22 protein-coding genes are annotated in these 23,018 nt (G+C 66.0%); 15 read left to right on the top strand and 7 right to left on the bottom strand.

Going from position 1 to position 23,018, the window contains the following annotated elements:
- The 6 genes from E3T43_RS08295 to E3T43_RS08275 all read left to right on the top strand — a co-directional run bounded on the left by E3T43_RS08295 (nt 1) and on the right by E3T43_RS08275 (nt 4,536).
- Nucleotides 1-312: an FUSC family protein gene (locus tag E3T43_RS08295; RefSeq protein ID WP_134472051.1), complete on the top strand. Its 312-nt coding sequence runs from the start codon at nt 1-3 to the stop codon at nt 310-312.
- Between the two features lie 138 nt (nt 313-450).
- A complete protein-coding gene (locus E3T43_RS08290) occupies nt 451-1,851 on the top strand; it encodes a ferric reductase-like transmembrane domain-containing protein (protein WP_241978878.1) in 1,401 nt (466 codons plus the stop codon).
- The gene (locus E3T43_RS19205) at nt 1,848-2,477 is read left to right on the top strand and encodes an FMN-binding protein (RefSeq protein WP_241978877.1); all 630 of its coding nucleotides are present in this window, start codon (nt 1,848-1,850) and stop codon (nt 2,475-2,477) included. Before E3T43_RS08290 ends, E3T43_RS19205 begins: the two co-directional genes overlap by 4 nt.
- Before the next feature lie 2 nt (nt 2,478-2,479).
- Nucleotides 2,480-3,457, top strand: coding sequence for an FAD:protein FMN transferase (locus tag E3T43_RS08280; protein ID WP_241978876.1), 978 nt, complete (start codon nt 2,480-2,482; stop codon nt 3,455-3,457).
- A gap of 202 nt (nt 3,458-3,659) precedes the next feature.
- Nucleotides 3,660-3,869: a hypothetical protein gene (locus tag E3T43_RS19080; RefSeq protein ID WP_206751396.1), complete on the top strand. Its 210-nt coding sequence runs from the start codon at nt 3,660-3,662 to the stop codon at nt 3,867-3,869.
- A 1-nt stretch (nt 3,870) separates the two neighbouring features.
- Nucleotides 3,871-4,536: a maleylpyruvate isomerase family mycothiol-dependent enzyme gene (locus E3T43_RS08275; RefSeq protein ID WP_134441155.1), complete on the top strand. Its 666-nt coding sequence runs from the start codon at nt 3,871-3,873 to the stop codon at nt 4,534-4,536.
- Here the strand turns inward: E3T43_RS08275 and E3T43_RS08270 are convergent.
- The 3 genes from E3T43_RS08270 to E3T43_RS08260 all read right to left on the bottom strand — a co-directional run bounded on the left by E3T43_RS08270 (nt 4,533) and on the right by E3T43_RS08260 (nt 7,498).
- Nucleotides 4,533-5,966, bottom strand: coding sequence for an HNH endonuclease signature motif containing protein (locus E3T43_RS08270; RefSeq protein WP_166791273.1), 1,434 nt, complete (start codon nt 5,964-5,966; stop codon nt 4,533-4,535). The two genes, E3T43_RS08275 and E3T43_RS08270, sit on opposite strands and share 4 nt — an antisense overlap.
- 422 nt (nt 5,967-6,388) lie before the next feature.
- A complete protein-coding gene (locus E3T43_RS08265; RefSeq protein WP_134472049.1) occupies nt 6,389-6,769 on the bottom strand; it encodes a DUF3054 domain-containing protein in 381 nt (126 codons plus the stop codon).
- An 18-nt stretch (nt 6,770-6,787) separates the two neighbouring features.
- Complete coding sequence (locus E3T43_RS08260; protein WP_134472048.1) at nt 6,788-7,498, bottom strand: VIT family protein; 711 nt, start codon at nt 7,496-7,498, stop codon at nt 6,788-6,790.
- A gap of 262 nt (nt 7,499-7,760) precedes the next feature.
- Between E3T43_RS08260 and sucC the strand changes: the two genes are divergently transcribed.
- The 6 genes from sucC to E3T43_RS08230 all read left to right on the top strand — a co-directional run bounded on the left by sucC (nt 7,761) and on the right by E3T43_RS08230 (nt 14,700).
- The gene (gene sucC / locus E3T43_RS08255; RefSeq protein ID WP_134472047.1) at nt 7,761-8,930 is read left to right on the top strand and encodes an ADP-forming succinate--CoA ligase subunit beta; all 1,170 of its coding nucleotides are present in this window, start codon (nt 7,761-7,763) and stop codon (nt 8,928-8,930) included.
- Between the two features lie 9 nt (nt 8,931-8,939).
- Nucleotides 8,940-9,827 (top strand): succinate--CoA ligase subunit alpha, encoded by an 888-nt coding sequence (gene sucD / locus E3T43_RS08250; protein WP_092449599.1) that lies wholly within the window; start codon nt 8,940-8,942, stop codon nt 9,825-9,827.
- 97 nt (nt 9,828-9,924) lie between these two features.
- On the top strand, nt 9,925-11,187 hold the full coding sequence (locus tag E3T43_RS08245) for a DUF6350 family protein (RefSeq protein ID WP_134472046.1): 1,263 nt from the start codon (nt 9,925-9,927) through the stop codon (nt 11,185-11,187).
- 9 nt (nt 11,188-11,196) lie between these two features.
- Complete coding sequence (gene purN / locus E3T43_RS08240) at nt 11,197-11,790, top strand: phosphoribosylglycinamide formyltransferase (protein WP_092449603.1); 594 nt, start codon at nt 11,197-11,199, stop codon at nt 11,788-11,790.
- Nucleotides 11,787-13,457 carry a bifunctional phosphoribosylaminoimidazolecarboxamide formyltransferase/IMP cyclohydrolase gene (gene purH, locus E3T43_RS08235; protein ID WP_134472045.1) on the top strand — a complete coding sequence of 557 codons (1,671 nt, stop codon included), beginning with the start codon at nt 11,787-11,789 and terminating at the stop codon, nt 13,455-13,457. Before purN ends, purH begins: the two co-directional genes overlap by 4 nt.
- Before the next feature lie 163 nt (nt 13,458-13,620).
- Nucleotides 13,621-14,700, top strand: coding sequence for a Glu/Leu/Phe/Val dehydrogenase dimerization domain-containing protein (locus E3T43_RS08230; protein ID WP_134441046.1), 1,080 nt, complete (start codon nt 13,621-13,623; stop codon nt 14,698-14,700).
- Nucleotides 14,701-14,848: 148 nt separating this feature from the next.
- On the opposite strand, the gene E3T43_RS08225 is transcribed toward E3T43_RS08230, so the two are convergent.
- A complete protein-coding gene (locus tag E3T43_RS08225) occupies nt 14,849-15,538 on the bottom strand; it encodes a DedA family protein (RefSeq protein ID WP_092449610.1) in 690 nt (229 codons plus the stop codon).
- 570 nt (nt 15,539-16,108) lie between these two features.
- Between E3T43_RS08225 and E3T43_RS08220 the strand changes: the two genes are divergently transcribed.
- Both E3T43_RS08220 and E3T43_RS08215 read left to right on the top strand, forming a co-directional pair.
- Nucleotides 16,109-17,971 carry an ABC transporter ATP-binding protein gene (locus E3T43_RS08220; RefSeq protein ID WP_134472044.1) on the top strand — a complete coding sequence of 621 codons (1,863 nt, stop codon included), beginning with the start codon at nt 16,109-16,111 and terminating at the stop codon, nt 17,969-17,971.
- On the top strand, nt 17,968-19,773 hold the full coding sequence (locus E3T43_RS08215; protein WP_134472043.1) for an ABC transporter ATP-binding protein: 1,806 nt from the start codon (nt 17,968-17,970) through the stop codon (nt 19,771-19,773). Before E3T43_RS08220 ends, E3T43_RS08215 begins: the two co-directional genes overlap by 4 nt.
- Nucleotides 19,774-20,065: 292 nt before the next feature.
- Here E3T43_RS08215 and E3T43_RS08210 read toward each other — a convergent pair whose 3' ends face one another.
- The 3 genes from E3T43_RS08210 to E3T43_RS08200 all read right to left on the bottom strand — a co-directional run bounded on the left by E3T43_RS08210 (nt 20,066) and on the right by E3T43_RS08200 (nt 21,438).
- Nucleotides 20,066-20,527 (bottom strand): hypothetical protein, encoded by a 462-nt coding sequence (locus E3T43_RS08210; protein ID WP_134472042.1) that lies wholly within the window; start codon nt 20,525-20,527, stop codon nt 20,066-20,068.
- 114 nt (nt 20,528-20,641) lie between these two features.
- Nucleotides 20,642-20,977 carry an MGMT family protein gene (locus tag E3T43_RS08205; protein ID WP_370449910.1) on the bottom strand — a complete coding sequence of 112 codons (336 nt, stop codon included), beginning with the start codon at nt 20,975-20,977 and terminating at the stop codon, nt 20,642-20,644.
- Between the two features lie 8 nt (nt 20,978-20,985).
- Entirely contained in the window at nt 20,986-21,438 is a 453-nt protein-coding gene (locus E3T43_RS08200) for a GNAT family N-acetyltransferase (RefSeq protein WP_134441051.1), read from the bottom strand.
- Between the two features lie 159 nt (nt 21,439-21,597).
- Between E3T43_RS08200 and E3T43_RS08195 the strand changes: the two genes are divergently transcribed.
- Nucleotides 21,598-22,812, top strand: a complete 1,215-nt coding sequence (locus E3T43_RS08195) for an NADP-dependent isocitrate dehydrogenase (RefSeq protein WP_134441125.1) — start codon at nt 21,598-21,600, stop codon at nt 22,810-22,812.
- The last annotated feature ends 206 nt before the right edge of the window (nt 22,813-23,018 follow it).

Raw genomic sequence — 23,018 nt, 5'->3', positions numbered from 1 at the left:
GTGGAGCCAGCCAAGCCCGAAAGCTTGTGGCAGTGGGCGCGCTCCCTGCGCGGCTTCCAGTTCGAGGTCGCTACCCGGGCCGCGGTCGTCGCGCTCGGTCAGTTCGGCGCCGAGATCCTGATCGGCCGCCACTACGGCGCCGCCCTGCTGTTCGTGACCCCGCTCGCCCTCACCGTGGCGCACCTCACCAGCCCGGTGCCGGCGTTGCTCGTCGATCGCGTGTTGGAGACAGTACTCGGCAGCGTCGTCGCCCAGGTCATTGTGCTGCTCGTGCGCGCGCGGGCCCGGAGACAACCGGCGCTGCCGGGGTAGTCGATAACGGGGCTGTCGGCATCCGCTCAAAGCTGCCGTCGCCCCCATTTGCCCCGCGAAAATGAGGCATAGACGACACACAGACCGTTCACAGGTCATCGATAGGCCATCGATGGGCAGTGGCTCGATGCTCTACTCATGAGCCTCGACACGCGCACCACCCGCACCGGCCCGGCGCTGCTGCATCCGGCCTACAAAAAGCGGATGCGACTGGCCGACACCCTGCAGATCCTCTGCGTGGCGTCGGTCGCCATCGTCATCGCCATCTTTCTCGCCGACGGGGGAGCCGCCCGCTTTTCGACCCCGGCCGACGCGTTCACCTCGCTCGGAATTGTCGCGGGCCTGGTCGGCACCGACCTGCTGCTCGTGATGCTCGTGCTGGCCGCGCGCCTGCCTCCGGTCGACCGCGCCTTCGGGCACGATCAGGCGATGGCCGTGCACCAGTCGCTCGGCAAGCCCGCCCTCTACCTCATCCTCGGCCACGCCGTGCTGCTCATCACCGGTTACGCGCTCGCTGAAAATGTGAATGTTTTCATCGAGGCCTGGAACATGTTCACAGGCCTGCCCGACATGCCGCTCGCCTTTCTCGGCCTCGCGCTCATGATCGGCGTCGTCGTGACCTCGCTCGTCGTGGTGCGCCGAAAGTTTCGCTACGAGGCCTGGCACGCTGTGCACCTGCTGGCCTACCTCTCGGTGCTCGTCGCCATTCCGCACCAGTTGAGCGTCGGTGGCCTGCTCAGCGAGGGCGCCATCGCCCGTTACTACTGGCTGGCCCTGTACGTTGCGGTCGCCGCGGCGCTCATCCTGTTTCGCTTCCTGCTGCCGGTCGTGCGCTCACTGCGGCACCAGCTTCGGGTGGCTTCGATCGAGCAGGTCGCACCCAGTGTGGTCTCGATCACCCTGACCGGACGAAAGCTGCAGCAGCTGCGCGCGACATCAGGACAGTTCTTCATTTGGCGGTTCTGGGCGCACGGACTCTGGTGGCAGGCGCACCCGTTTTCCCTGTCCTCCGCCCCGAGCGGGCGGGGCCTGCGCATCACCGTGCGCGGTCTCGGGGACGCCTCCCGGCAGCTGCCCCAATTGGCGCGCGGCACCCGGGTGAGCTTCGAAGGCCCGTATGGCCTGTTCACCGAAAACGCCCGCACGTCGCCGCGGGTCGTGCTGATCGCGGCCGGCATCGGCGTGGCGCCCATCCGCTCCCTGCTGGAAACCGTCTCGTTCGCGCCGGGCCACGCCACCGTGCTGCTCCGCTCGCACTCCGTCGGCGACACCTACCTGGTCGACGAACTGACGGACCTCTGCCGGTTGCGCGGCGCCCAGCTGCGCGTCATCGCCGGCAAACGACCCAAGGGAGTCAGCACCTGGCTGCCAGCGGATGCCGCCAAAGCCGGGATCACCCTGAAGAAGATCGTGCCGGAACTGACCAGCAGCGACATCTATATCTGCGGCCCCCGGCCGTGGACCGACGCCGTCGTGCGCGACGCCCGTTCCGGCGGGGTTCCCAAGAAGCAGATCCACTACGAAAGGTTCGACTGGTGAGAGCACGTGCAGTAGCCCTGGCCACCCTGGCCTCCGTCTCGATCGTCGGAATAGGCTGGCAGCTGGGCTCCCAGGCGATCGACGCCTCGCAGAGCCTGACCGCCTCCACCGGCGGCACCGCGACGGCTGCGACAGTGACCGCCACAACGGATGCCGCGGCGCAGGCCGCCGCCACCGCCAAAGCGGCCGCTGATGCCGCAGCTGCCGCGAAGGCTCAGGCCGCCGCCGCGAACACTGCAGCGTCAGCCCAGGCTGCAGCGGATGCCGCTGATGCCGCCACCGCCGCGGCGAACACTGCCGCCACAGCCCAGGCCGCCGCGACAGCCGCTGCCGCGTCAGCGGCCGCGCAGTCCGGAACCTTCACCGGCGCGGTGGTGCAGACCCAATTCGGCAACATGCAGGTGTCGGTGATCATCGCCAACGGCGCGATCACCGAGGTCACTCCGCTGCAGCTGACCAACCGCGGCGGCCGATCGGTCGCCATCAGCAACCAGGCCGCGCCGATTCTGCGATCCGAGGTGCTCGCCGCGCAGTCCGCGAACGTGCAAAGCGTCAGCGGCGCCACCTACACGACCCAGGGCTACCTGCGGTCCCTGCAATCCGCCCTCGACACGGCGGGCTTTTAAACGTGGCCGCCATCGGATCCGATCACGAACGCACACTCGCCAGCTCGCCGGTGCGTCCCACGCCCGTGCTGCCGCACGCGGTGGAGTTCGCCCGGGTGGCAGCCCGCACGGCCGCCCGCGCATCGGTCGATCGCACCTGGCCAGCGCTGACTTTCGAGACGATGGGCACGATGGTGAGCCTGCGGCTGGCCGATTCCGATGCGCACACAGTGGGGGAGAGCGCTCGGGTCGAAGCCGCAGAACTCGCCAAGGCGATGTTTCGGCGCTGGGATGAGCGGTTCAGCCTGTACCGGGACGACTCGGAGCTGAGCCGGATCGCGCGTGGGGACATCCGTTTGACGGATTCGAGTGCGAGTGTGCGGGACGCTTACGCGCTCGCGCTGACCTGGCGCGACCGCAGCAATGGCGTGTTCACACCGCATCGCGCCGATGGTGTGATCGACCTCTCCGGGGTGGTGAAGGCGCTTGCGATAGCTGAAATCGGTGCGGCGTTGACCTCTCGGGGTCTGCTCAACTGGTCCATCAATGCGGGCGGCGATGTTCTGGTCAGCGGCGAGCCGGAAGGTCGGTTTGAAGCGTGGGAATCCGCCGACGGCGCGATGTCGACCGGGCACCGGATGGCCGCTCCGGCAGTGGTCACCGAGCATCCCGAGTGGGTCGTGGCGATTGTCAATCCGGCCGACCGAGGTGACGTGCTGGCCAGCGTGCCGCTGCGGCATCCGCTTCGCGCGGTAGCGACGTCGGGCAGCGCGGAACGCGGCGAACACATCTGGACGGCGCTGAACGGGGAGTTATCGCCGTTTCGTCAGGTGAGCGTGTTCGCCGCCGACATTGTCACGGCAGATGTGCTCGCGACGGCGATCGTGGCCGGCGGCGAAGCGACGCTGAACGAGATGACCGCGCGGTTCGCCATCGACGTGCTTGCCGTGCTGCGCGACGGCCAATTGCTCGCGACACCGGGGCTGCGCCGTGCCGAGTAGACCGGCCCGGACAGATAGCTCGCCCTGCTTGAAGCCCCATGGGCGTGAGGCGCCGTGACTTGCGAAATATCCGCGCTCACGTCAAAGAGAGGCAGATCATGAGCGATGCCAATGAGTTCTGGAGCGACGAGAACCGGGAAATCGACGATCTCGACAGTGACCTGGAGCGGGAGAACTACGACAAGGATCTGGCAGGGCCGGATTGAGCAAGCACACGCAGGAGAATATCCTTGCGCAGCCGGGCGTCGCCATGTCGGCCCAGGCCAACCAGTCCAACTCTGACGTGCTGCAGCTTCTCCAGCGGCTGCGGTGTGTTCCTGCCACTGCCCCGTCGACTTCGGTCGGCGGGGTAGTGGTGTTCCTAGGGTGGTATTTCTGCGTGCTACCGATGGCTGTCGTCTACGCTGAATGATATGGCCGACTTGTCGAAATACCTGCCGCTCAGCCAGCGACGTGTCGGTGACGAATCCGGTGCCAACTCGAACTGGCGCGACTATCTGGTGACCACGCTCACGGCGAGCGCCGACCTGCTCGCCGGGCTCACTGCCGAGCAGTGGGAGACGCCCAGTCTCTGCAAGGACTGGCGGGTTCGGGATGTTGCCGGCCACATCGTGTGGCGGGTGGGTAGCTCCAACCGCGAGCTGGTCAGCACCGCGGCACGCGCCTATCTCGGACACTCAATCAACCCCAACCGAGCCATCGATGTGCTGAGCCGTGCTGCCGCCGAAGCATCCCCGGCCGAACTCGTCGCGCAGATCAGACAGATCGCCGCGGACAAGGCTGCCGGCCACGGGCGCCACGGCATTACCGAGCTCACCGAGGCCGTGGTGCACGGCCTCGACCTGGCGCATCCGCTCGGCCTCACACTGTCGGTGGCGCCGACGGTATCGGGCGCGGTAGCCCTGCGTCAGAGCTTGATCGCGCCGACAGCGATCAAGGCCATACTGCGCGTTCGCACGTTGGTGGCGACGGATGCTGACTGGCGCGTCGGTCGCGGCCCCGAACTCCTCGGAACGGCAGAGGCGCACCTGCTGTTCCTGTTCGGTCGCCCCGGCGGTTCGCTTGCAAGGTCGCTCTAGAAGGGTGTGCTGGCCCAGTCGTGGTTGGGGTCGGTGAGGTCGGCCCAGATATCGACGGGCTGCTTGGTGGTGTCATCTGCTGGGCTGCGTTCGCTCGCGGCGGCGGCGGAGTTGGGACCGAGCCGGGTGGCGGGGTGGGTCGCGTAGTGTTTGCCGGCTGGGCTGATCCAGTGCAGGATGCCGTCGTTGCCTTGCTGCACGTCCCAGCCGGACTCGGTTTTGAGGCGGTGTCCGCGTTTGCAGAGGTGGGCGAGGTTGTCCCAGCGGGTTTCGCCGTTGTATTGCCAGTCGTGGGTGTGGTCGACTTCGCTGTGCCGGGCTTGCCGGGTGCAGCCGGGGAACCGGCAGGTGCCATCGCGAATCTCCAGCCACTTTTTCAGGTCGGCCGGGACCTTGTAGCGGGTTTTGCCGACGCTGAGCACGACGCTGGTCTCCGGGTGGATCAGGATGCGGGTGAAGCTCTTCGCGGTGGCGGCGACTCGGCGGGCGGTTTCCGCGTCGATGGGTCCGAACCCGTCGAGAGTGCCGGGCTCGTCGCTGAGGCCCATCAGGGTCAGCACCGGCACGGTCACGTTCACCAGGCCCTGTACTCCGGCGCCGAGCCCGGTCTCCGTGACTCCGGTCAGCAGGAGGTCGACGGCCACGTCGAGGCGTTGCTGGCCGAGCGTTCGGCTGTCGACGGGCTCCACTGCGGCGGCGTTGTGCAGGCTGCGCGCCACGGTGTCGACGCGGTCGCTAATCGCGGCGGCGTCTTCCTGGCTGAGGATCATCTCCAAACAAGCCATGCCGTCCTGGGCGGGAAGGACCGAGAACCATCGCTCGCACAGTGCTTTCTTGTGCCGCTTCACGATCGACTCGGGGTGGGAAAGTTCCCGCACGGTGATCGCCCGCTTCTTCAACTGCCCGACCGTGAGGTCTTCCACCCCGGTGAGGGCGTCGGCTTCGAAGGTGGCCCAGGCGCCGTCGGGCAGCGACAGGGCGTTATTGACAATGATCTCCACATGTCGGTAGCTGATCGTGCCGTCGGCGAGCCTGGCCCGGGTAGCGGGGAGGTCGTGCTGCAGCAGCTTGCTGACACACAGCAGATTTCGCGCCGTGTTCTCATGCACCCGGAGCAGACAGCCGAGCTCAGCGACAAGGCCCTCCTCGGCCGCCTTCTTCTCCGACCAGCGCTGCAACGGCCGGCCCTCCTCGCCGGCCGCCTGGGCCTCCCGCGCCAGGAGCGCGTGTGGCAGCGGCCGGCCCGTGACAGCGGTGTTCGCCACCCGCCGGGCGACCTCGTCAATCGCCGCCGCCCGCGCGGCGTGGGCCCGATTGATCGCGAGGTCACACTCCCGCACCGCGTCGAGCAGCCGCACCTGCTCCGCATCCACCGGACGCGCCTTCCAATCCTGCAGCGACGCCGAGACCACATAATCCAGGGCTTTCACCCCAGAGATCGTCTTTCCCCCCACCGACCGCCTCGCCCAGGAAGACTTCGACGCCGGGCCCTTTTCGGCAGCAGCGACCGATCCCGCAGCGACCGGCTCATCAACTCCCCGCTCAGCACCTGCCCGCTCAGCAGCTCTCGAATCGGCCACTCTCGATTCAGCAGCTACCGATTCACTCCTCGCGCCACTGTCCGCTTGAGCTACCCCATTTTCGACGCGACTCGCGCTCGGAGGCTCCGGACTCGGAGGTGGATCGTCGTTGATCTCCATGCCTTCATTATCCCACTAATCGAACAAAAAAGCGAGACTTCCTGACCTGTTCTAGGAATATGCGCTCGCGAGTCTCGTAGGTAAAGACGAGAAACCGCGGCGAATTAGCTGGGGTGGGGCATCCGTCACAGGGAACGCGACGGACCAGCAGATCAGGCCGGGGCGGGCATCCGTTTGCGAGAGAACCGACGCACCAGCGCGGCGATGGCGCGCCAGCCGAGCAGGAAGATGCCGAGCACGATGGTCGTGACGATCGCGAAACTGAGCTGAACGCCCTGGCCGCCGGCCAGGCGCAGCAGGAGGCCGCCGGCCACGGTAGCGATCCAGATGCCGAGGCCGGTCCAGACCACGCTGAGCGGGTGGCGCCAGGCGCGCAGCAACAGCCAGCCGATGATCAGCCCGCCGAGAAATGGCCAAGCAGTCACGCCCAGGCCGGCCAGGGTCTCGCCGTGGCTCAGCCGACCGATCGCGGCGAACAACAGCACGAGGGCGGCGTCGAGCACACCCGCGGTGACGATGGATTGTCGAGACATGGTTTCAGCCTAGGTGCGCTAGACGTTGCCGCCGATCAGTGCACCGATGACATAGGTGACCGCGAGGGCGAGGATGCCGCCGATGACGATTCGGGCGATCGCGCGCGGCTTCGGGCTATTGCCGAGGTGCGCGCTGAGCCAACCGGTGACAACGAGGGCGATCAGCACCGCGACGAAGGTGGCCGCGATGCGCCATTCGGCCGGGGGCAGCAGGACGGCGAGCAGGGGGAGCGCCGCGCCGACGGTGAAGGCGATAGCGGATGCGTATGCTGCGTGCCAGGGATTGGATACGTCCTGCTCGGTGATGTGCAGTTCAACCTCGAGGTGCGCGGCGAGGGCATCATGCTCGGTCAGTTCGACCGCGACCTGCTGGGCAGTCTGGGGCGACAGGCCCTTGGCCTGGTAGAAGCCGGCGAGTTCGGCGAGTTCCTCGTCGGGCTCGTTTTCAAGTTCCCAGGTTTCCTTCGCGATCAGGGCGCGTTCGGAGTCGCGCTGGCTGCTCACCGACACGTACTCCCCGAGCGCCATCGAGATCGCCCCGGCGAGCAGGCTCGCGACACCGGCGATGAGGATGACGTGGGAATCCGTGGTCGCGGCGGCGACACCGACGACGAGGGCGGCGACAGAGACGATGCCGTCATTCGCGCCGAGAACTCCGGCGCGCAGCCAGTTCAACCGTGAGGCAAGGCCGGCGGCGTGTGGTTCCACCACGTGAGACAAATTGGTCATGAGTAAGGATAGGCAGGGTGTCGAGGCCTGGTCCAGCAAGGTGTGGCTAGCCTTGCGCGGGCGGTTGGCGTGGGCGGACGCGGATTCAGGGTGCGACCCGACGCCTGATTCACGCGATAGAGTTTCAGATGGTCGGTATGTCTTGATGTCGAGCTATTTTGCGGCAACGACTGCTGTCACCAACAATCTCAATTACCCATCATCATGTAGCGATCTACCGGCACCGGCAGGTGATCGCCACGACGCGGATTGGAAGAGCAGCGTGGACCTTTACGAATACCAAGCGAGAGACCTCTTTGAGGAATATGGTGTACCGGTTCTGCCGGGCATTATCGCCGATACCCCCGCCGAAGTGCGTGCAGCGGCCGAGAAGCTCGGCGGCGTTGTCGTCGTCAAGGCGCAGGTCAAGGTCGGCGGCCGCGGCAAGGCCGGCGGCGTCAAGGTAGCCAAGACTCCGGATGACGCCGAGGCCGCAGGCCAGGGCATCCTGGGCCTGGACATCAAGGGCCACACCGTGCACCGCGTCATGGTGGCGGGAGGCGCCCGCATCAAGCAGGAGTTCTACTTCTCCGTGCTGCTGGACCGGTCCAACCGCTCCTACCTGTCGCTCGCCAGCTACGAGGGTGGCGTCGAGATCGAAATTCTCGCCGTCGAGAAGCCCGAAGCGCTCGCCTACACGGCCATCGACCCCGCGGTCGGCATCGACCTCGCCGTCGCGAAGCAGATCGCGATCGACGCAAAGTTCCCGGCCGAGCTCGTCGACAAGGTCGCTCCGGTCTTCGTCAAGCTCTACGACGTATTCACGGGTGAAGACGCGACCCTGGTCGAGGTCAACCCGCTCGTCCTCACCGAAGAGGGCGACATTATCGCCCTCGATGGCAAGGTCACGATCGACGAGAACGCCGATTTCCGTCACCCCAAGCACGCCCTCCTCGAGGACGCTGCCGCGGCTGACCCGCTCGAAGCCAAGGCAAAGGCCGCCGGCCTCAACTACGTCAAGCTCGACGGTGAAGTCGGTATCATCGGCAACGGTGCAGGCCTGGTCATGTCAACCCTCGACGTTGTCGCCTACGCCGGCGAGAACTTCGGCAGTGTCAAGCCGGCCAACTTCCTCGACATCGGGGGCGGAGCATCCGCTGAGGTCATGGCTGCCGGCCTCGACGTCATTCTCGGTGACCCGCAGGTCAAGAGCGTGTTCGTCAACGTCTTCGGCGGCATCACCGCCTGTGACGCTGTCGCCAAGGGTATTGTGGGCGCGCTCGCCGAGCTCGGAAGTGCCGCCAACAAGCCGCTCGTGGTGCGCCTCGATGGCAACAACGTCGAGGAGGGTCGTCGTATCCTCGCCGAGGCGAACCACCCGCTCGTAACACTGGCCGCCACCATGGACGAGGGCGCCGCCAAGGCCGCCGAACTCGCCCACGCAGCGAAGTAAGGGACAACAATGTCAATCTTCCTCAACAAGGATTCCAAGGTCATCGTTCAGGGCATCACCGGAGGTGAGGGCACCAAGCACACCGCCCTCATGCTCAAGGCCGGTACCCAGGTCGTCGGTGGCGTCAACGCCCGCAAGGCCGGCACCACCGTCGTGCACGGCAACGTCGAACTCCCCGTCTTCGGCACGGTCAAGGAAGCCGTCGAGAAGACCGGCGCCGACGTGTCGATCATCTTCGTACCGCCGGTGTTCACCAAGGACGCCGTTATCGAAGCGATCGACGCCGAGATTCCGCTGCTCGTCATCATCACTGAGGGTGTCCCGGTGCAGGACTCGGCCGAGTTCTGGGCCTACGCCATCAAAAAGGGCAACAAGACCCGCATTATCGGCCCGAACTGCCCCGGCATCATCACGCCCGGAGAAGCACTCGTCGGCATCACTCCGGCCAATATCACCGTCAAGGGCCCGGTCGGACTCGTCTCCAAGTCGGGCACCCTGACCTACCAGATGATGTACGAGCTGCGCGACCTCGGCTTCTCCACCGCGATCGGTATCGGTGGCGACCCCATCATCGGCACCACGCACATCGATGCCCTCGAGGCCTTCGAGAACGACCCGGAGACGCTCGCCATCGTCATGATCGGCGAAATCGGCGGCGACGCTGAAGAAAAGGCCGCCGAGTACATCAAGGCGCACGTCACAAAGCCGGTCATCGGCTACGTGGCCGGTTTCACCGCCCCCGAGGGAAAGACCATGGGCCACGCCGGCGCCATCGTCTCCGACGGAGCCGGAACCGCTCAGGGCAAGAAGGAGGCCCTTGAGGCCGCCGGAGTCAAGGTCGGCAAGACGCCGAGCGAGGCTGCGACCCTGCTGCGCGAGGCACTTGCCGCACTGTAAGTAGAACGTTTGAGGGGCTCGCCGGGTGACCGGCGGGCCCCTTTCTACGTGCGGCCTTGGCAGGCATTGCCACCGGGGCGATATAGGCTCACAACGGATGAACCGCATAACGACCGCCCTGCTCGCCGCTCTTGAGGCATTACTTGTTGTTGCCATCGGCATCGGCATCGCCATGGTGCCGCTCACCGTACTCTGGGCCGCCCACTTCGGCCTGTCCGTCGAATGGTTCGTGTTCTGGCGGGCCGCGGCCGATATCTGGCTGCTCGGCAACGGTGTCGACCTCACGGTGCAGCTCGGCCCGGACGTGGCGGCCGCGCTCGGCCTGGCGGGTGCCGACACCCCTTTTCTGGTCACCGTCGTGCCGCTCGGCTTCGCCATGCTCTCCGTGCTCATGGGCATGCACACCGGCCGTCGCGCCGCCGAAACCCCGCACCGCTGGACCGGCGTCGGCGTCGCCGTGGGCACCTACGCCGTCCTCGCCGCGCTGGTGACCCTGTCCGCCGTCTCGGAGACGGTCACGCCCAACCAACTGCAGGGGCTTCTGCTGCCGACGCTCATCTATGCGGTCGGCGTTGTGGTCGGGGCGGAACTGGGGCGGCGCCAGACCGTGGAAGTGGCGGAGCGTCTGGATCCGGTGAGCCGGCGCATCCGCTCGTGGTATCGAAAGCTGCCGCAAACCACCCGCATCGTGATCGCCGGGTCCCTGCGCGGCGGAACCGCTGCCGCCGCGGGGGTGCTGATCGTGTCGGCCGTGACCGTGGCCGTGCTTATCGCTCTCAACTATGCGACCATTATCGGGCTGTATGAGGCGGTGCAGGCCGGGGTGTTCGGCGGCGCCACGATCACCCTCGCGCAGCTCGCGCTCATTCCCAACCTCGTCATCTGGGCCGCAGCCTGGTTCATCGGCCCGGGAATCGCGATGGGAGTCGGCACCAGTGTCTCGCCGATCGGCACCGTGGTGGGCACCTTGCCCGGCCTGCCCATCTTCGGCGCGCTGCCACAAGGCACGCCGGCCTACGGATTTATCGGGCTGCTCGTTCCGGTGTTGATCGGCTTCGCATTCGCGGTCGTGACCCGGCAACGGCTGGATCTCCCCGATGTGCCCGAGCGACGGGTGGCCGAACGAAGTGCGATCGAACACATTCTCACCGGCCTCGGCATGGGCGTGGTCGCCGGAGCGCTGCTCGGGCTGCTCTCCTGGTGGTCGGCCGGCGCGATGGGCCCCGGCCGCCTCGTCGAGGTCGGCCCGAATCCGCTGCTGGTCGGCGCGCTCGCCGCAGCCGAAATCGGTGTCGCTGCGGCCCTCGGCATGCTTGCCGGCCGGGTGCGAGTCCCGTCGGGGCTCCCGGTCAAACGGTAAGCTCAAACGGTGCTGTCTATTGTCGTGCTGATCTCCGGCGGAGGATCCAACCTGCGAGCCCTGCTCGAGGTGTCCGAAGACGCCGAATTTCCGGCGCGAGTCATCGCGATCGGCGCCGACCGCGACGCCGACGGGCTGGAGCTCGGGATCGAATTCGGAATCCCGGCCTTCTCCGTTCCCTTCTCGTCGTTTAAAGACCGGGCGGCCTGGGGCGACGAACTGCTCGCCCAGATTCAGCAGTGGCAGCCCGACCTGGTCATACTCAGCGGCATGATGCGACTGCTGCCGCCCCGCGTCGTCGCCGCGCTGTCGCCGAACCTGATCAACACGCATCCGGCCTATCTGCCCGAATTTCCGGGCGCCCACGCCGTGCGTGACGCCCTCGCCGCCGGCGCCGTGCAGACCGGCGCGAGCATCATCGTCGTTGATAACGGCGTCGACGAGGGCCCCATTCTCGTCCAGGAACGCGTCGATATCGAGCCCGGCGACACCGAAACTTCCCTGCAGAATCGCATCAAGATCGTCGAACGACGCCTACTCATCCAGGCCGTGCTCGATATCGCAAACGGACATATGAACCTCAAGGAGAACTCCAAAGCATGAGTGGACACACCAACGCGCCCAGCACGTACCGTAACCGGGACCAGATCACCATCGAGCGCGCACTCATCTCCGTGAGCGACAAGACCGGCCTGCTCGACCTGGCCGCCGCCCTCAAAGCGGATGGCGTCGAAATCGTTTCCACCGGATCCACCGCGGCCACGATCCGCGCCGCCGGCTACGACGTCACCGACGTGTCGGCCGTCACCGGGTTTCCGGAATCACTCGACGGCCGGGTCAAGACCCTGCACCCGGGCGTGCACGCCGGCATCCTCGCCGACCTGCGCCTCGAAACCCATGAAGCGCAGCTGGCCGAGCTCGGTATCAAGGCCTTCCAGCTCGTTGTCGTCAACCTGTATCCGTTCGTGGAAACCGCCGAGAGCGGTGCCGAACCGGCCGATGTGATCGAGCAGATCGACATCGGCGGACCGGCGCTCGTGCGGGCATCCGCTAAAAACCACGCCAACGTGGCGATCGTCGTCGACCCGGCCAGCTACGGTGAGATCATCGAGGCCGTCGCTGCTGGCGGTTCGACTCTCAAGCTGCGCCAGAAGCTCGCCTCGCTCGCCTTTGAGCACACCGCCGATTACGACCTGAGCGTGTCGGCCTGGTTCACCGAAAACGTCTACGACCAGTGGCAGGACGACGTCGAGGCGCTCGATGAGGACGTCGAGTTCGCGGCGGCCGACGACGACGAGGATGAGGAAGAGGCGCCGTTCCCCGAGGGGCTCGGCATCGAGGTCACCCGCGAAGCAATTCTGCGCTACGGCGAGAACTCGCACCAGGCCGCCGCGCTCTACGTCGGTGAGGGTGGCCGCGGCATCGCCCAGGCCCGACAGCTGCACGGCAAGGAAATGTCGTACAACAACTACGTCGATGCGGATTCCGCGGTGCGGGCCGCCTTCGACTTCAGCGAGCCGGCCGTCGCGATCGTCAAGCACGCCAACCCGTGCGGAATCGCCATCGCCAAGCCCAACGCGCCGGACGGAATCGCTTCAGCCCACCTGCGTGCGCACGCCTGCGACCCGATCTCCGCGTTCGGCGGCGTGATCGCTGCGAACCGCGTCGTCACGCTCGCCATGGCTGAAACGGTCAACGGAATCTTCACCGAGGTGCTCGTCGCCCCGGGATTCGAGCCAGCTGCGGTCGAGCTGCTCACCCAGAAGAAGAACATTCGCCTGCTCGAGCTGCCGGCCGACTACGAGCGTTCCTCGCTCGAACTGCACCAGATCTCGGGCGGCCTGCTCGTGCAGCAGACCGACAGCTTTGAAGAATTCAGCTCGGCCGGCTGGACCCTCGTGGCCGGCCCCGAAGTGGATGCCGCCACTCGCGCCGACCTGGAATTCGCGTGGAAGTCCTGCCGTTCCGTGAAGTCGAACGCCATTCTGCTCGCGCATGCCGGGGCATCCGTCGGGGTGGGAATGGGCCAGGTCAATCGGGTCGACTCCTGCCACCTCGCCGTGAGCCGCGCCGGCGAGCGGGCCGAAGGATCGGTCGCCGCCTCTGACGCATTCTTCCCCTTCGCTGACGGGCTCGAAGTTCTGCTCGCCGCCGGAATCAAGGCCGTCGTGCAGCCCGGCGGATCGGTGCGCGACCCCGAAGTCATCGCCGCAGCCACCGCGGCCGGCGTCTCGATGTACTTCACCGGAGAGCGCCACTTCTTCCACTAGAGCGCGCGCAGAGCACCCTGAATCTCGCAGTCAGGGTGCTTTTTGCGTACCCGGGCCGCGCAGGTGTTCCCCCCGCAGCGCGTGCCAGTTATCCTGTTCGAGGTGGTGCCACATAACGGCGCCACCGCATTCGGCTCACAAGGCCCGACACAACGGAGTTTCCATGACCCTCACGCACCCAGCCGCCGCCCTCGATTCCCTCGCGCAGATTCCACTTTCCCACGAGAAAGTGCTGATCACGACGGGAGAACGCTCAGGGCTCCTGATCACGGTCGCCGTTCATTCCACCCGGCTCGGCCAGGCCCTCGGCGGTGCGCGCCTGTGGCAGTACGCCACCTGGACCGACGCCGTAGCCGACGCCCTGCGCCTTTCTGCCGCCATGACCCTCAAGAACGCGGCCGCGGGCCTCAATCTCGGCGGCGGCAAATCGGTCATCTACTTGCCGCTCGGCACCGTGCTGACCGATGCCGAGAAGCGCCTGGCGATGCTCGATCTCGGCGACGCGATCGAGAGCCTGAACGGCGCGTACATGACCGCCGAAGACGTCGGCACGAGCGCCGAACTCATGGCGATCGTCGCCGAACGCACGAACCATGTCTGCGGGCTGCCCGCCGCGAGCGGCGGCGTCGGCGAACCGGCCGATGCAACGGCGGCCGGTGTCTACGCGAGCATCGAATCCACCCTGGAGGCGCTCTTCGGCAGCCGGGAGGTACGCGGCCGCCACCTCGTCGTCTCCGGACTCGGCCAGGTTGGCGGACGCCTGGCCCGAGCCCTCGCCGCGGCCGGCGCCACGCTCACCGTCACGGATATCAACCCCGACAAGCACGCCCTGGCCGAAGAGCTCGGCGCGAGCTGGGTGTCGGTCGCTGACGCGCACCGCGTGCACGCCGACCTGTTCGTGCCGTGCGGCCTCGGCGGCGTGCTGACGTCCGGCGTTATCGCGGAGTTGAACGTGCTGGGCGTGTGCGGCGCCGCCAACAACCAGCTCGCGGTGCCTGCCGGAGCGGCCCAGCTGGATGCGCGGGGCATCCTCTGGGCGCCGGATTTCGTCGTCAACGCCGGGGGAGTCGTCTACCTCGCCATGGCGAGCGAGCCGAACGCCGACCTCGGCCAGATCGCGGCCCGCGTCGCTGCTATCGGCACCGTGCTGACGCAGATCTTCACGGATGCCCGCGCGAGCGAGATCACGACGCTCGCGGCCGCCGAGATGCTCGCCGCTGCACGTCTGCACGCCGCCCGGTAGCCTCTTCAGTCCTTGGGTGTTTTCAGGACTGCGCCCGAAACGGGTGGCCGCTACGCCGGTTAACGTAGCGGCTGCCGATATCGGGCGCGGCCACGGGCGCGGCGCGGGTTCCGGCCACGAACGGGCCTGCGGACGGCGCCGCCGGCGACTACTCGCGCAGGTCGGCCGGGATGGTCGGTAGTACCCGCGCGGCAGCCCGGCGCTCCTTGAGCGTCGTGCGGGCAGCCTTGGCCAGCTCCGTGAGAATAGGAATGCCGGAGAGCAGAATGATGCCGATGATGAAGAACTCGGAGTACTTGGCGACGAATGCGAACTGGCCGAGGAAGTAACCGACCAGGGTGAGGCCGACGCCCCAGGCGAAGGCACCGATCGCGTTGTAGGTCACGAAGCTGCGGTAGCGCATCTTGCCGACGCCGGCAGCGACCGGCACGAAGGCCCGAAATATGGGCAGAAAACGGGCCAAAATGATCGACTTGCCGCCGTGCTTGGCGAAGAAGGCGTTGGTGCGCTCGACGTTCTTCGGGTTGAAGAATCGGTTCTTCTCTCGCGAAAAGACCGCTGGCCCCGCTTTTCGGCCGATGACATAGGCGAGCTGATCGCCGGCGAACGCTGCCACGAATACGACCAGACAGGTCACCCAGATCGGCAGCGGCACCACCCCGGTCGCGGTGAGCAACCCCACCGTGAACAGCAGCGAATCACCCGGCAGGAACGACAGTACGATGAAGCCGGTCTCGACGAACACAACCACGGCAACGCCCAGAAGCACGAACGATCCAAACGAATGGATCAGCCACTCAGAGTCAAGAAAATCGATTCCGAACAGGGTGGGCAGCATGAAGAATCCTTCCGGGACTCGCGATGGCACAGAAATTGGCATGCCCGCGATAGACGTTGCACCCAGACTACGGGACACCCGCCTGTGAATTGCCGAGTGGGCGACGCGGGGCAAGCGGATGCTGCCGCACCAGAAAATACTTGCCTTCAGCCCCAGGTTCCCATATTCTGGAAGGCTGCCTGATCCGGGGGGCATGAGACACACATAACTTCCAGGCGCCCAGGAGGCAGACATGACAAAGACAGCACCGATCACGCTCGCACTGATTGCGAACGACGGCGCTCACTTTGGCGCCGGTGCCCCCGTCCCCGCCGCAACTGCGTCCCTCGTCGACTAGCCACCTTCTCGTCGCGCTCGGCCTGGTGCCGACGCCGGCATCGATCTTGTCCCGTCAGCATTCACTGATCACGGCCGCTGGGCACCCCGCTGACGCGTTCGTAGCGCCGATAAGTGTCGTCGTTTGCAATTTTCCTGTCGCCGGTACTGTTTGGTCTGGCGACCACAGTCATTCGCTGCACCGCCCACTCTGAAATTCAGGGGGCGCAGCCGCATCATCATCAGGACTGGACCATGACCACCACCGCTCCACTCGTACCGCCGTCCGAAGCAGACGTCCCCGCAGGCCGGGCCAACACGTTCCGCAGCCTGCAACGGCTCTACCCCTACGCCAAGCCGGCCCTGCCGCGCATCTACCTCGGCATGGTGGCTGCGCTGCTCGCTGGTCTCGTAGCCCTGGCCATCCCACAGGTTCTGGCCTGGCTGGTGGACGGCCCGCTGAGCCGGGTCGGCAACGGCGACAGCGCATCACAGATCTGGCCGGCCGTGTGGATCGTGCTCGCTCTCGGTGTGCTCGAGGCCATCATGATCGCCCTGCGCCGCTGGTTTGTGCTGACCCCCGGCACCCACATCGAGGCGCGCATGCGCAACCACCTCTATGCCCGGCTGCAGGACCTGCCGGTGAGTTTTCACGATCGCTGGCCGAGCGGCCAGCTGCTCTCGCGGGCCGTGAGCGACCTCAACCTCATTCGCCGCTGGGTGTCGTTCGGACTCGTGCTGCTCGTCGTCAACTTTCTCACCATCGTCGTCGGCGTCGCCATTCTGCTCTGGATGCACTGGCTGCTCGGCGTGATCTTCGTCGTCTGTTCCATTCCGATCTGGATCTACGGCTACGTCTTCGAGGAGAAGTACTCGGTGATCGCGCGCCGCAGCCAGGATCAGGCCGGCGACCTCGCGACCGCCGTCGAGGAGTCGGTGCACGGCATTCGCGTCCTGAAAGCGTTCGGGCGCGGCTCGTTCGCGCTGAAGAACTTCGCCTCGCAGGCCGAAAGCCTGCGCGGAACCGAGATCGAGAAAGCGCGCGCTATCGCCGGAATTTGGCTCTGGCTGCTGCTCGTTCCCGACGTCGCGTTCGCGCTCTGCCTCGTGACCGGCGTCTGGCTCACCAGCCAGGGCGACCTCAGCGGCGGCGAACTGCTGGCGTTCTTCGCCACCGCAACCGTGCTGCGGTTTCCGGTGGAGTCGATCGGGTTTCTGCTGTCGATGACCTTCGACTCGCGCACCGCAACCGACCGATTCTTTGACATTCTCGATACCGCGAACGAGATCACCGACCCCGACAAGCCGTCCACCCTGACCGCGCCGCTCGGCCGACTCGCCTTCGAGAACGTGCACTTTCGCTACCCGGATTCGCCGGAACGCTTTCCCGACCTGCTCGACGGCATCGACCTCGTTCTCGAACCGGGGGAGACCATGGCGCTGGTCGGGCTCACCGGCTCCGGCAAGAGCACCCTGACCGCGCTCACGACCCGCCTGTACGACGTGACCGCGGGCGCTGTGACGCTCGACGGCGTCGACGTGAGGGCGCTCAGTCGCGAGGAGTTGCGCAGCCACCTGGCCATGGCATTCGAGGATGCGACGTTGTTCTCGGCATCCGTCCGGGACAACGTTCTGCTCGGGCGTGCCGACCTGTCCGAAAACACTCCCGAAGCGGATGCCGCGCTCGCGCAGGCCCTGCAGATCGCGCAGGCCGGTTTCGTGCACGACCTGCCGCTCGGCGTGGACACCCTGGTCGGCGAGGAGGGTATGAGCCTGTCCGGCGGGCAACGGCAGCGCCTGGCGCTGGCGCGCGCGGTCGCGGCGCGGCCATCCGTTCTGATTTTGGATGACCCCCTGTCGGCGCTCGATGTGAACACCGAATCGCTCGTGGAGAACGCACTGCGCGAGGTACTCGTCGACACCACGGCGCTCATCGTGGCGCACCGTCCGTCGACGGTCATGCTCGCCGACCGGGTGGCGCTGCTCGAGAACGGCCGTATCACCGCGGTCGGCACGCACTCGGAGCTGCTGCGCACCAGCCCGCACTACACCTTCGTCATCTCCAGCCTCGAAGACGAAGAACGCAGAGAATCGAACCGAGCGGGAGGATCGCTGTGAGTGTCAGCGGCGTCAAGGGCGAGGAACGCCACGACTTCACCAAGGCCGAAAGCAAACAGATTCGGGCTCGTTCGCTGCGGCTGCTTGGCTCGTTGCTGTTTCCGGTGCGCGCCAAGGTCGTGCTCGCCATGCTGGTCGTGGTCTTCTCGACCGCCGCCCAGGTGTCCGGCCCGGCGCTGATCGCGTTCGGCATCGACCGCGGCTTGCCCGCATTGCTCAAGCAAGACTGGATGCCGCTCGCCGCGACCGGCGCCATCTATCTCGTCGCCGGGGTGCTCGGCGCGCTGCTCATCGCCTGGTACACAGTGTTGAGCGCCCGGGTGAGCCAGGCCGTGCTGATCGACCTGCGCAAGCGGGTGTTCCTGCACACCCAGAAGCTCAGCCTGGAGTTTCACGAGTCGTACACCTCGGGCCGCATCATCTCGCGCCAGACCAGCGACCTCGACGCCATTCGGGAGCTGCTCGACTCGGGCATCAACCAGCTGGTACAGGGCATCCTCTATATGTCGTTCACCGCGATCGCTCTCGTGCTGCTCGACGGCACCAGCGGACTCGTACTGCTCGGCGCGCTGCTGCCGCTGGTCATTCTCACCCGCTGGTTCCAGGTGCGCTCGCAGAGCCTGTTTCGACAGTCCCGGGTCGCCTCGGCGAGCCTGATCGTGACCTTCGTCGAGACCATGACCGGCATTCGCGCGGTGAAGGCGTTTCGCACCGAAAAGCACAACGAAACGGTGTTCGGCAAACTCGTCGAAAGCTACCGCATGGTCAACGCGCGCGTGATTCAGCTGTTCGGAGTGTTTGATCCGGGGCTCGTGCTGATCGGAAACGTGACGGTCGCGGCCGTGCTGCTCGTCGGCGGTTTTCGGGTGGCCGATGGCCAGCTGGCCATCGGCGCGCTGCTCGCGACGCTGCTCTACACCCGCCGGTTCTTCGATCCGATGGAGGAGATGGCGATGTTCTACAACTCCTATCAGTCTGCTGCGGCGGCGCTCGAAAAGATCTCGGGTGTGCTCGAGGAGCGCCCGGGCGTGCCCGATCCGGTCGCCCCGGTCGACCTCTGGGAGGCTCGCGGGCGGGTGCGATTCGACAATGTGCAGTTCGCTTACCAGGTCGATCGGGAGATTCTCCCGCACTTCGACCTCGACATTCCGGCCGGGCAGACCATCGCCCTGGTCGGATCGACCGGAGCCGGTAAATCCACCCTCGCCAAGTTGATGAGCCGCTTCTACGATCCAACGGATGGCCGGGTGCGGCTCGACGACGTCGACCTGCGCGACCTGCACCCCAAGGACCTGCGCCGGGCGATCGTCATGGTCACCCAGGAGGCCTACCTGTTCAGTGGTTCAGTCGCCGAGAATATCGCCATCGGCAAACCGGATGCTTCGGCGACAGAAATTCGCGCCGCCGCGGCCGCCGTCGGTGCTCACGACTTCATTGAGAGTTTACCGAACGGGTACGACACCGACGTGAACAAACGCGGCGGGCGGGTGTCGGCCGGTCAGCGCCAGCTGATTTCGTTTGCTCGGGCTTTTCTGGCGAACCCGGCGGTGCTCATCCTCGATGAGGCCACGTCGTCGCTCGACATTCCCAGCGAACGGCTCGTGCAGGAGGCGCTGCAGACTCTTCTGGCCGATCGCACGGCCGTGATCATCGCGCACCGGCTGTCGACGGTCGCGATCGCCGACCGGGTACTCGTGATGGAACACGGCCGCATCGTGGAAGACGGCACCCCGAACGACCTCATCTCGGGGACCGGCCGCTTCGCGACGATGCACGCCGCCTGGCGCGACTCCCTGGTGTAAGGGCCTCCGGGGCGACGAGCCTCCTCGTCGCCCCGGCCAACGAGTTTGTGCCGCGCTACGGTTGCGCCAATGCGCGGGCCTTCGGGTCCGGCCAGAGCTCCCGCGCCTCGCGAAGCCGGGCAAGTTGTGTAGTCGAGCAGGGCGGGACTCGTCGGGCAGGAGGCCGAGGTATTCATGGGTTTCGGAGATGCGTCTGGCGACATGACGATTATGTCGTGAAGTTTGTATTAGCTAGACACGACATAACTTCATACATAGACATACAGATATGAGCACTTTCTCGTTGATCGATTTAACCAATTTGACGACGTGCACACTGGTGGCGATCGCAATCGTTGCGGCGGCGGCGGCTGTTGCTGCGAGCGACGGAGTGCTGGGCGAGCTGGCGCACCGCATTTTGCGGCTCGTGGTTCACGTTCCCGACGCTCAGCTCGTTGCTGTCACTGTGGGGTGGTGGCGGAGAAGGCTGGCCGGAATGGCAGGCGGTGTTCTTGTCGGAACGGCCGCCGCAAGCACATTTGTCTGGTGGGTCGGCGCGAACCGCAGCCACCCAGTTGTTGATCTGATCGTCGCAGGTGGGATCGCCGGAGGCATCGTTTGGTTCGACGCGCATCCGTCTGGCCCGTTTGTAGGCCTGCTTGGTATTCATCCCCGGCACCTCCATCAGAAGTACCCGCCAGGCCGCGGCGAGTTTCTCGGCGGTGATTGCCTGTTCCAGGGTGCCCAGGCCGCGCAGCAGGGCGTCACCGACCAAGGCAGAAGGTTCAGCGCGAGATGCCGGTGCCGGGCCAGGATTGGGGCCCGGCACCGTTATGTGCGCGGCGACCGCTGTGATTGAGCCGAGCGCGCGGCGCGGCAATCGTGCGCGCTACGTGGGCGGTGACCAGCGCGCGGCGCGGTAATCGACGCGGTAGGCGGCATCCGCTTCGATGGTGCTGGCAGCGGCAGACCGCAGCAACGGCGTGTTCTCGGCCTCGTAGTGCGGCAGCGCCTGGGCCGCATGACCGATCGGCGGATGCCCGCCGGCGCGAATCACGCGCCACCAGGCCACGTCGGAACCGTAGCGGGCCATTACCTGGCCGACGGCACGGGCGGCGCGGGAACCGAGCTGCGCGGCCACGCCGCCGTAGGTCATCACCCGACCCGGCGGGATCGAATCGACCACGCCGAGCACCCGGGAGACGAAGTCCGCGGGCCCACTCACTAAGGAAATTAGAGCTGCAGGGAGCCGATGACCTCGCCGAACTGGGTTTCGCCGACATCGACGAAACCGAGCCGGTGGAAGAAGGCCTCCGGGCCGTCGGCGCCCGGCTCCCAGATGACGTTGACGTGGTCGAATCCGCGTTCACGGGCTTCAGCGGCGAGGGCTTCAGCGGCGAACTTGCCGACGCCCTGGCCCTGGGTCTCCGCGTTGACGTTGATGCGCCAGATGCAGGCGCGAAATTCTTCGTGCTCGGAGTTGGGGTCGAAATTGCCGTGGATGAAACCAGCGACGACGCCGTCGAGGAGCACCACGCGCTGCCACGAGGTGGCCGGGTTGATCACCGAGGCGGCGACCGAATACGAGACCGGTGCAATGAATTGTTCCTGGCCAGGCTTAAGGCTCAGATTGTTGGCCGCGACGATGTTTCGTGCGGATAATTCTTCCAGCTTCAGCTCACCCATGTGTTCAGGCTAACGTGCGTCCGGGGTAGCCGGTAGTCGAGAGGGCGTTTGGCCCCCGCAATTCACCTCGCAAATTTATCTCGATGTCAAGATAGTTGCCGGCCTCTAGTAAGCTTGACGGTGGTCGTGACGGCCACACTGAACAAAGAGGAGATATTTTTGTCGAAGATCAAGGTTGAGGGAACAGTTGTCGAGCTCGATGGCGACGAGATGACCCGTATCATCTGGCACGCGATCAAGGAAACGCTCATTCACCCGTACCTCGATATCGACCTCGAGTACTACGACCTCTCCATTCAGAAGCGCGACGAAACCAACGACCAGATCACGATCGACGCGGCCCACGCCATTCAGAAGCACGGCGTCGGCGTGAAGTGCGCGACCATCACGCCCGACGAAGCGCGGGTGGAAGAATTCGGCCTCAAGAAGATGTGGCTCTCGCCGAACGGCACCATTCGCAACATCCTCGGCGGTACCATCTTCCGCGAGCCGATCGTCATCTCCAACATCCCGCGCCTCGTGCCGGGTTGGAACAAGCCGATCATCATCAGCCGTCACGCTTACGGTGACCAGTACAAGGCCACCAACTTTCGTTTCAAGGGCAAGGGCACGCTCAGCATGACCTTCACCCCGCAGGACGGCAGCGAGCCGTCGACCTTCGAGGTGTTCGAAGCTCCCGGCGACGGCGTCGCCATGGGCATGTACAACCTCGACTCGTCGATCACCGACTTCGCCCGCGCCACCCTGGCTTACGGCCTCGAGCGCAACGTGCCGGTCTTTCTCTCGACCAAGAACACCATCCTCAAGGCCTACGACGGCCGGTTCAAGGACATCTTCCAGGACATCTTCGACGCCGAGTTCAAGACGGCGTACGAAGCGGCCGGTCTCAGCTACGAGCACCGCCTCATCGACGACATGGTCGCCTCGGCCATGAAGTGGGAGGGCGGCTACCTCTGGGCCTGCAAGAACTACGACGGCGACGTTCAGTCCGACACCGTCGCACAGGGCTTCGGCTCGCTCGGCCTCATGACCAGCGTGCTCTCCACCCCCGACGGCAAGATCGTCGAGGCCGAGGCAGCCCACGGTACTGTCACTCGTCACTACCGCCAGCACCAGCTCGGCAAGCCCACCTCGACCAACCCGATCGCGTCGATCTACGCCTGGACCCGTGGCCTGTCGCACCGCGCCAAGCTCGACAATAACGCGGCCCTGGCTGAGTTCGCCCTGACCCTCGAAGACGTCGTCATCAAGACCGTCGAAAGCGGGAAGATGACCAAGGACCTCGCACTCCTGGTCGGCCCGGACCAGACGTACCAGACCACCGAGGAATTCCTCGCCTCGCTCGCTGAGAACCTGCAGACCCGCCTGGCGTAACCCGAACCAGCCCAAAGGACCTCGACCGTTTTCGGTCGGGGTCCTTTTTGCGTACACGAGTGGATGCCGACCCGCTGCGGTACCCGAATCTGCGCGCTGGTGGTGAGCCGGCGGTGCGTCAGCCGGCGAGTGCGCCGGCCGCCTGGGAAACGTCGGAGGTTGTGCAGAGCTGACCCAGACTCCCCGCCTGCGGGACCTGGGGACTG

Source organism: Cryobacterium sp. Hh7 (assembly GCF_004403155.1).
Classification (GTDB): Bacteria; Actinomycetota; Actinomycetes; order Actinomycetales; family Microbacteriaceae; genus Cryobacterium; species Cryobacterium levicorallinum.
Note: the sequence above shows the minus strand (reverse complement) of the source record. Positions and strands in the feature narration are given on the sequence as shown.

Excerpts from the sequence above, each read along its gene's own strand:
- E3T43_RS08290 (WP_241978878.1), top strand. The coding sequence starts at position 451 with ATGAGCCTCGACACGCGCACCACCCGCACCGGCCCGGCGCTGCTGCAT.
- E3T43_RS08275 (WP_134441155.1), top strand. The coding sequence starts at position 3,871 with ATGGCCGACTTGTCGAAATACCTGCCGCTCAGCCAGCGACGTGTCGGT.
- E3T43_RS08265 (WP_134472049.1), bottom strand. The coding sequence starts at position 6,769 with ATGTCTCGACAATCCATCGTCACCGCGGGTGTGCTCGACGCCGCCCTC.
- E3T43_RS08260 (WP_134472048.1), bottom strand. The coding sequence starts at position 7,498 with ATGACCAATTTGTCTCACGTGGTGGAACCACACGCCGCCGGCCTTGCC.
- sucD (WP_092449599.1), top strand. The coding sequence starts at position 8,940 with ATGTCAATCTTCCTCAACAAGGATTCCAAGGTCATCGTTCAGGGCATC.
- E3T43_RS08245 (WP_134472046.1), top strand. The coding sequence starts at position 9,925 with ATGAACCGCATAACGACCGCCCTGCTCGCCGCTCTTGAGGCATTACTT.
- purH (WP_134472045.1), top strand. The coding sequence starts at position 11,787 with ATGAGTGGACACACCAACGCGCCCAGCACGTACCGTAACCGGGACCAG.
- E3T43_RS08230 (WP_134441046.1), top strand. The coding sequence starts at position 13,621 with ATGACCCTCACGCACCCAGCCGCCGCCCTCGATTCCCTCGCGCAGATT.
- E3T43_RS08225 (WP_092449610.1), bottom strand. The coding sequence starts at position 15,538 with ATGCTGCCCACCCTGTTCGGAATCGATTTTCTTGACTCTGAGTGGCTG.
- E3T43_RS08220 (WP_134472044.1), top strand. The coding sequence starts at position 16,109 with ATGACCACCACCGCTCCACTCGTACCGCCGTCCGAAGCAGACGTCCCC.
- E3T43_RS08200 (WP_134441051.1), bottom strand. The coding sequence starts at position 21,438 with ATGGGTGAGCTGAAGCTGGAAGAATTATCCGCACGAAACATCGTCGCG.